Origin of the sequence: Agromyces humi, assembly GCF_009720255.1 — a bacterium.
GTDB classification, from domain to species: Bacteria; Actinomycetota; Actinomycetes; order Actinomycetales; family Microbacteriaceae; genus Agromyces; species Agromyces humi.
This window is the reverse complement of sequence record NZ_WJSP02000002.1, coordinates 47,627-53,818: the sequence shown is the minus strand read 5'-3', so window position 1 is coordinate 53,818 and position 6,192 is coordinate 47,627. Positions and strand designations below refer to the sequence as shown.

7 protein-coding genes are annotated in these 6,192 nt (G+C 67.3%); 3 read left to right on the top strand and 4 right to left on the bottom strand.

Annotated features, from left to right (window positions below):
* Window positions 1-314, top strand: a 314-nt coding sequence (locus GH736_RS00520; RefSeq protein ID WP_159599217.1) for a hypothetical protein, incomplete at its 5' end; no start/stop codon positions are given.
* Window positions 315-564: 250 nt separating this feature from the next.
* Here the strand turns inward: GH736_RS00520 and GH736_RS00515 are convergent.
* Genes GH736_RS00515 through GH736_RS00505 form a run of 3 tightly spaced genes read right to left on the bottom strand, consistent with a single transcriptional unit; the run spans window position 565 to window position 3,493 of the window.
* Window positions 565-1,494 carry a Mom family adenine methylcarbamoylation protein gene (locus tag GH736_RS00515; protein ID WP_159599215.1) on the bottom strand — a complete coding sequence of 310 codons (930 nt, stop codon included), beginning with the start codon at window positions 1,492-1,494 and terminating at the stop codon, window positions 565-567.
* 29 nt (window positions 1,495-1,523) lie between these two features.
* The gene (locus GH736_RS00510; protein WP_159599213.1) at window positions 1,524-3,038 is read right to left on the bottom strand and encodes an esterase/lipase family protein; all 1,515 of its coding nucleotides are present in this window, start codon (window positions 3,036-3,038) and stop codon (window positions 1,524-1,526) included.
* Window positions 3,035-3,493: a hypothetical protein gene (locus GH736_RS00505; protein ID WP_159599211.1), complete on the bottom strand. Its 459-nt coding sequence runs from the start codon at window positions 3,491-3,493 to the stop codon at window positions 3,035-3,037. The genes GH736_RS00510 and GH736_RS00505 overlap by 4 nt, the downstream gene beginning before the upstream one ends.
* Before the next feature lie 128 nt (window positions 3,494-3,621).
* Here GH736_RS00505 and GH736_RS00500 point away from each other — a divergent pair, with 128 nt between their 5' ends.
* On the top strand, window positions 3,622-4,044 hold the full coding sequence (locus GH736_RS00500; protein WP_159599209.1) for a hypothetical protein: 423 nt from the start codon (window positions 3,622-3,624) through the stop codon (window positions 4,042-4,044).
* Window positions 4,045-4,072: 28 nt separating this feature from the next.
* Here GH736_RS00500 and GH736_RS00495 read toward each other — a convergent pair whose 3' ends face one another.
* A complete protein-coding gene (locus GH736_RS00495; RefSeq protein WP_159599207.1) occupies window positions 4,073-4,684 on the bottom strand; it encodes a hypothetical protein in 612 nt (203 codons plus the stop codon).
* A 190-nt stretch (window positions 4,685-4,874) separates the two neighbouring features.
* Here GH736_RS00495 and GH736_RS00490 point away from each other — a divergent pair, with 190 nt between their 5' ends.
* On the top strand, window positions 4,875-5,504 hold the full coding sequence (locus GH736_RS00490; RefSeq protein WP_159599205.1) for a hypothetical protein: 630 nt from the start codon (window positions 4,875-4,877) through the stop codon (window positions 5,502-5,504).
* Window positions 5,505-6,192 lie beyond the last annotated feature (688 nt).

Genomic DNA, 6,192 nt, shown 5'->3' with positions numbered 1-6,192 from the left:
TGCTCGAGGTGGCCGGGCAGGAAGCGTCCCTCTCGTACCTGCTCGAACCGGGCACCCCTACCGTCTGGCATCACCGTCCCCTCGGCGAGTACCTGCTGGTCGGCGAGGCGGTCGTCGTCCACGAGCGCTACAACGTCGTTCGCGCCGGCGGAACCGTCCTCTCGGTCGAGATCGCCGACGGGCTCGGGCCGGTTCCCGAACCGAAAGACGAGCTGCTCAGGGTGCCGGATGCACCGGTGGTTGCCAACCTACGGTCAGGGATCGGCACCGCCGTTGGCGGATCGACGCGACGGTGGCGAGCCGTCCCCGACTGATGACTCGCCGGTGGGCCAGAGAAGCGGGGCGCTCGGCCCGCTGGTGGAAGCAGGGGCGAAGTACCCGACCGGGGGTTGTGAACCGGGGTCTATCCACCCGATCACCCGGTTCATGTCCGGTCGAATCCACGGCTCTGGTTCGAGGGCTGCCATGAGTTGCTCCGTCCGAAGTGTGCTCCTGGAGTGGCGAACCCGCAAGGCGGATCACGTTCGTGTTCGCACGCACGCCGCGAACCCCTAACGGCTCCGCTTACGCCACCGTCAGGAGATCTCTGGGCTTCGGGTACGCCGTCTGCTCGAGCCCGAACCGGGTGTGTCGCCGCTGAGCTGGCGTGCCGAGCGCCCATGCGTATCGGTGGTTGCCGGGGTGCCGGAGTTTCGTCGCGCCGATGTCGTGAAGCGCCCGCGCGAGCCAGGTCTTCGGGTTCTCACCGGCGAGACGTGCTCGGGCGCCGAGGGCGATGAGCTGCTTCTCTCCGGCTTCGGCGCCGCGGTCTCCAGTGCGGACCTTCGAGAGTGTCCGCTCGGACAGGACCTTGCCGACCCGAGGGACGTAGTTCAGGGTCCGCGGCGTGGACCGGCCGAGCGCCCGGCCGTTGCTGGCCTGATAGATCAACCCCACATGTCCAGGCAGCACCTCTTCGACCTCTTCGCCGAGGTTGCCGTCCTCGTCGATGGTGAGGGTGGTCCGACGTCTCGGGATGGGGTCTGCGAACGCGACGACACCACGGATGCCGTCGTCCGCGGCCATCTGGAACAGATGCCCGAGAAACCACGATTCCGCGTTCGCTGGGGCGCTGTCGGTGAGGACGAACCGGCCGAGCTCGATCGTCTGCTGGATCGGCTCGAGGTCTGGGAACACGTTGCTCAGCGCGGCCGACGACATCGGCACGGACAAGACCGCGACTCCGACCAGATGCCGGCCATCGACGAGCGTCCCGTCGGTGCCGAGGCGCTCGTCGTCGGTGGTGAGGCCGTACGCGAACCGTGCCGCGGGAAATGAGCCGCTGTAGTGGTTCCTGACCGTGAACGCCTTCGCCACCGCCTCCGACAGTGGGACAGCTTCGAACCGGCGGGCGTCGAACCCGCCCTCCGACGGGTGCCGCCACGAGTGCTTCCGGTCGTTCCACCGCTGGCAGCTGTTGGAGACAGGGGTGATCTCGGTGAGGGTCTGCGTCATGAACAGGTCATGCGCGGCACGGGATGCGCCTACGAGCAGAGTTCGTAGGGGATGCCCTCCTGTCCGATCATGATGGCGTCAACGACGCCGCCCTCCGTGCCAAGGACCACTGGCCCGCCGTTGATCTCGACGACGTAATCCTGGTAGTCGGGAAACCTGGCAGACCTGCTGTACTGCTCGTTGGCCAGTCTCGCGTCTGGATAGGCGACGAATACCTCTTCCGCGGTTGAACCGATGGTGATCCCGGCCGCGGTTGCTGGCGCGCCGCTCGTACGGGCTGGTTCCCCTTCCCCGTTGTAACTGGATCCGATGAGGATGACGGACACCAGGTCGCTTCCCTCTCCCGCCGGAGCTTCAGCTGACCACCAGCCATCGCCGTTGACAGATCCGCACCACGGCGATCCAAGATCTTCGACCGTGACGGACGGCTCCGCCTTCGCCGCGTCAAGGGTGCCACCGATCTTCACCGGGCCGAACCCGGTGCCGTCGATCACCCAAGCTGCGGTGCGGGCCGGCATGCTGCGGAGGGAATCGGCGATCATGGTGATCGCCTGCGGGTTCTCCGTCATGCCTGTGTGTCCGCAGGCTGTCGTCTTGGCGATCGCGCCGAGCATCGCCACTGCTGTGCTGTTCGTGTTGAGGATGGGGTCGCCGGCGGCGACCTGCTTGGATCCCGTGATCCCGAACACGCTGAGCGGGTTGGCTAGGTTGAGTCGTGAACCTTGATGTGCTGCCAGCACAGCCAGGGCGGACTCGCAGTCGACCTGACGGGTGATGATCGCGTTCCCTGGGGCGGGCCCTTCAGATGATCCGTCGTATCCCGATTGCGAGTTGACCCATACGACACCGTCGCCGTTGGTGTCGAGACCGCTGAACCCGAACGCGAAGAAGTTGCGGGTGATCGTGACGTCCCCGACGATCTGGGCAACCGGGATGTCCGGCGACAAGTACGGCGCGTATCCGCAGCCTGTCGGCAGCGATCCTGGGTGGTGCGGTGCAAGGCACTTCGAGCCGTCCCCAAAGCCGCCGCCGTTCGCGAGCTGCAACATTGCGGCGATGTTGGTTGCCCCCATCGGGGAGCCGCGGTGTGGAGTGTCGAGCGTGACGACGCCTGCGACGATGTCGTCGATCGACGGGTCGTCGCTCGAGTTGGTGGCGAACCGGGCGAGAATACCGCCCATTGAGTGGGCGACCAGGTAGACGTTCGCGTCGGTCGAGCCCGTTCTCGTGTGCACGTCGCGGATCGCCTGCTGCAGACATTGGGCGGCTCCGGACTTGTCCGGCCATTGGGCGTTCAGGTCCGGGTAGGAGAACGTGCCGACCGCCCAGGCGTCGTCGAGCTCGTCTTGTAGGAGCTGCCGGGTGCGGACGAGCTCCGCGCCGTTCCACCCGTGAGCGAGGAGGGCGACATGCTTGCCGGCAAGGTCGACGTTGGATGGGAAGCCGGCATTGCAGCTCGCTGCGATCGCGGGTGGCGCCGCGAGTGTTGCGGCCGCCGTGAGCAGAATCGCAGCGGCCGCGAGCATGACCTTCCGGTGACTCATTCGGCGGCCCTCGTGTCGCCGAGGACGAGACCGTCTTCGGTGTCGATGATCGTCGCGATCCATTCGCTGGTGTCTCCGGCTTCCGTGGTGACGGTGACCGGCACGTCCCAAGCGTGTTCGTATTGAACTGCTGCAGCGGTGTCGAAGACCAGGTCCGAGGTGCCGAAACCGGAAGTCATCTCCGGTGTCAGCTGGGATTCGTCTAGGGCTAGAGCGACGGACAGCTGGGCCGGGTCGCCCGATTCCAGTTGCGCCTCGAGGGCCGCGACCTGTTCTGTTGGCAGGGCACCGGAAGGCGTGGATGTGGGCGCGGCGGCCGTTGAGGTGCCGCCTCCGAGCCCGAACCACCCGAAGGTGAACGCGGCGATGCAGCCGGCGACGACCACCGCAACGACGGCGGCGAGGGCGGCCGGGATGATCCACTTGGGGCGGCTGTTGGTCGATTGGGACGGCATGGCCTGCCTCTGCGGTCAGCGGTCTGGTGGGCAGAAGCTACCATCGGCGGTGGTGTGGCGATACTCCCCCGTTCGCGTCTGGCAGGGGTCACCTTCCATGTTGCGGGTGGGCGAGCCATCAGGTTCCCATGCTCGGCACCCCGTCGATACGATCAGGGGAACCGAAGGAGCTCCTGCTGACGGATCCGCAGACATCCCGCACCCGCCCTCGCTGGCTCCGGCTGGCGGTCGCCCTGGCCGCCGGGCTGGTGGTCGCTGTTGCCCTGTTCATGGCGGCGACGTCTGGGCAGCAGTCCCGGGAGCAGGCGTTCCTCGAGTCAGTGCGTTCCGACCCGACGGTCACCGGTATGGGTGATCTGCCTGACGAGCAGCTGCTCGTGTCGCTGGACGGGCAGTGCGAGAAGATCGCGGACGGGTGGACCGAGCAGGACGAAGCTTCGGCAGCGCGGACGAACTACGCAGGCGTGCCCGATGACACTGACGTCACGGAGGCGCAGTTCGTCGCGAACGCGGTCGCGCTGTACCGGGCGGCCGAGAAGGTCTGCGGGTAGTCGGCACTTCTCAGCAGGCCGGAGTTCGCTAGTCGAACTTCCGCGCGTCGATGTACCCGGCGATGAAGGACGCCTTGTCGGCGCTGTCGGGCTTGTTCTCCCAGCGCCGCCATGCACGTTCGGCGTAGAGGACGTCGTAGTCGGCTTGGGTGCGCGGCTTCCTGCCCGGCCAGGGGGTGCCGTCGGCGTTCGCGACCCAGTCCCGGTATCGGGTGAGGAACCGGAGGGCGTGGTCGAGCATGTCCGCGGCTTCGCTGTCGGTGGTGTCCCGCTGGACGGCCTCACGGAACACGTATGCGACAACGCTCGTGGAGTCGGTGTCCGGATACGCCGGGATGACGGTGGGGCCGGAGTACCAGCCGGGCAGCGGGCGGCCGTACCCGGCGTGGAGGAGCAGCGCGATGCCGTCCCGGTACCGGGTGATCTCCGCGACGTCTGGGATCGTCCTGCGGATCGTCATCGCGGCACGCAGCTGCGTGATCACCCGACTGGTCGGGTGGGTGACATCGGGGATGAACTCGTCGCGAGGGTAGTACTCCGCGTCTTCGGCATCCCAGTCGATCCGGTCACCGTACTTGTCGATGTACGGGGCGGGGTCCTGGTTCAGGCTTGCAGGGAGGCGGGACGTGAACGCGGGCATGAGGTCTCCTTCTGTCGAGAAGGTCATGCGCGGGGCAACCGAGCGGTGGTGAGGGCGGCGCGTCGCAGGCACTGAGCCATTGACCGTGCGCTCGGCCCGGGTCTACTCTCCGAGGGAACAGGGCGGACTGCGATGAAGCGTTCCGAGATGGCTGGGGCCTCGCGCCGACCGTGCAGGGGTGGTGCACGACATGCGATCAATCAAGCGAGCGTCGATGGTTTACGCCTGGGGTGCGGTTGCTGCCGTTGCCATGTGGCTGGTCGGGGCGGCCGCGCCGGCGACCGCTGCGCCGCCCCCGCACAGCAACGCCCCCGCCGCGACGGTAGTCGTCGACCAGATCGGAGGCGACACGGTGACCGTCGCGTATTCGGTGAACCGCGCTGCACACCAGGTCAGCCAATCTTCCTGCGCTCTGGACGGAACTGCGATCGCGTGCGGCGCACAGACGTCGACGGCGAAGAAGCTCACGTCGTACTCGCTCAACCTGACCGGGCTCGACGAAGGCGTTCACGTCCTGACGGTCATGTTCGCGTTGGCGGGCGGCGAGACTGTCGCCGCTTCAGCAGAGTTCACCATCGTGTTGCCGACGCTGGCAGAGGTCTGCGCCGACACCTTGGGTGGAGCCGTGATCGAAGACTGGCAGGGGTGGCGCTGGGCCTGCGTCGCTGACCCGTTCACTGGAACGGTTCCCGCGGATGAGGCAAACCAGTTCATGGCGGACGCATCCCACGCGATGCTCTCGTACTGCGACGGGTTCTTCGTCGCGCCGATCTACACGGTTGACACTCATCTACTGACCGCGGCGGTGGTCTGCGAGTGAATCAGCAATAACGTCCCCGCGAGAACGCGAGCTCCCGGCTGACGCATTGATCGGGCGCTAGCCCAACCACGTCCCGAGCCGCGGCCGCGGCGAGCCGGCGCTAGCCGCACGGGCCTCTGCTGGCGGGCGCCTCTACTAACGGGGAGGTGGCTCTCTTTACGAGGATCAGGCTCGGCCGACTTCGTCGTCCTCGCCTTCTGTTCGTTCGCCTTCTCGTGTGTCTGGTCGTTCGGCGTGGGGCGCGAGCGCGTGGGTGGCCGGGCGGGCGGTGCGCGTGTGTCGTGTGCCGCCCGCCTGGCTCGGCCACATTCGGTGGCCTCGCGCGTTTCGTTTGTCGGGGCGGTTGCCGTGCCGTTGATCCTCCTCGGCCTCCTTCGTCGGCCTCGCTCGTTGGGCTTCACGTTGGGCGGGGTGTTTACCGTTTCGTGTCGGGCTCCTTCGTCGCCCTCCTTCCGGTTCGTTTGTCGGGGCGGTTGGCGGTGTGTTGCTCGTGGTGTGGCGTGACGTATGGCGTGGTGTCTGTCGTTGCGTCTCGGTCGCTGCGCTCCCTCGGTCGGACCCTGGCGGGTCCTCCGGAACCGCACGGGGTGCGGTTGCCTGCCGGCGGCGGGCTGCGCCGTGGTCGGGTGTGGTGTTCGGCTGGCTGGTGTTTCGACGCGTTCGGCCCGGTGGTCGGGGCGTTGTCCGG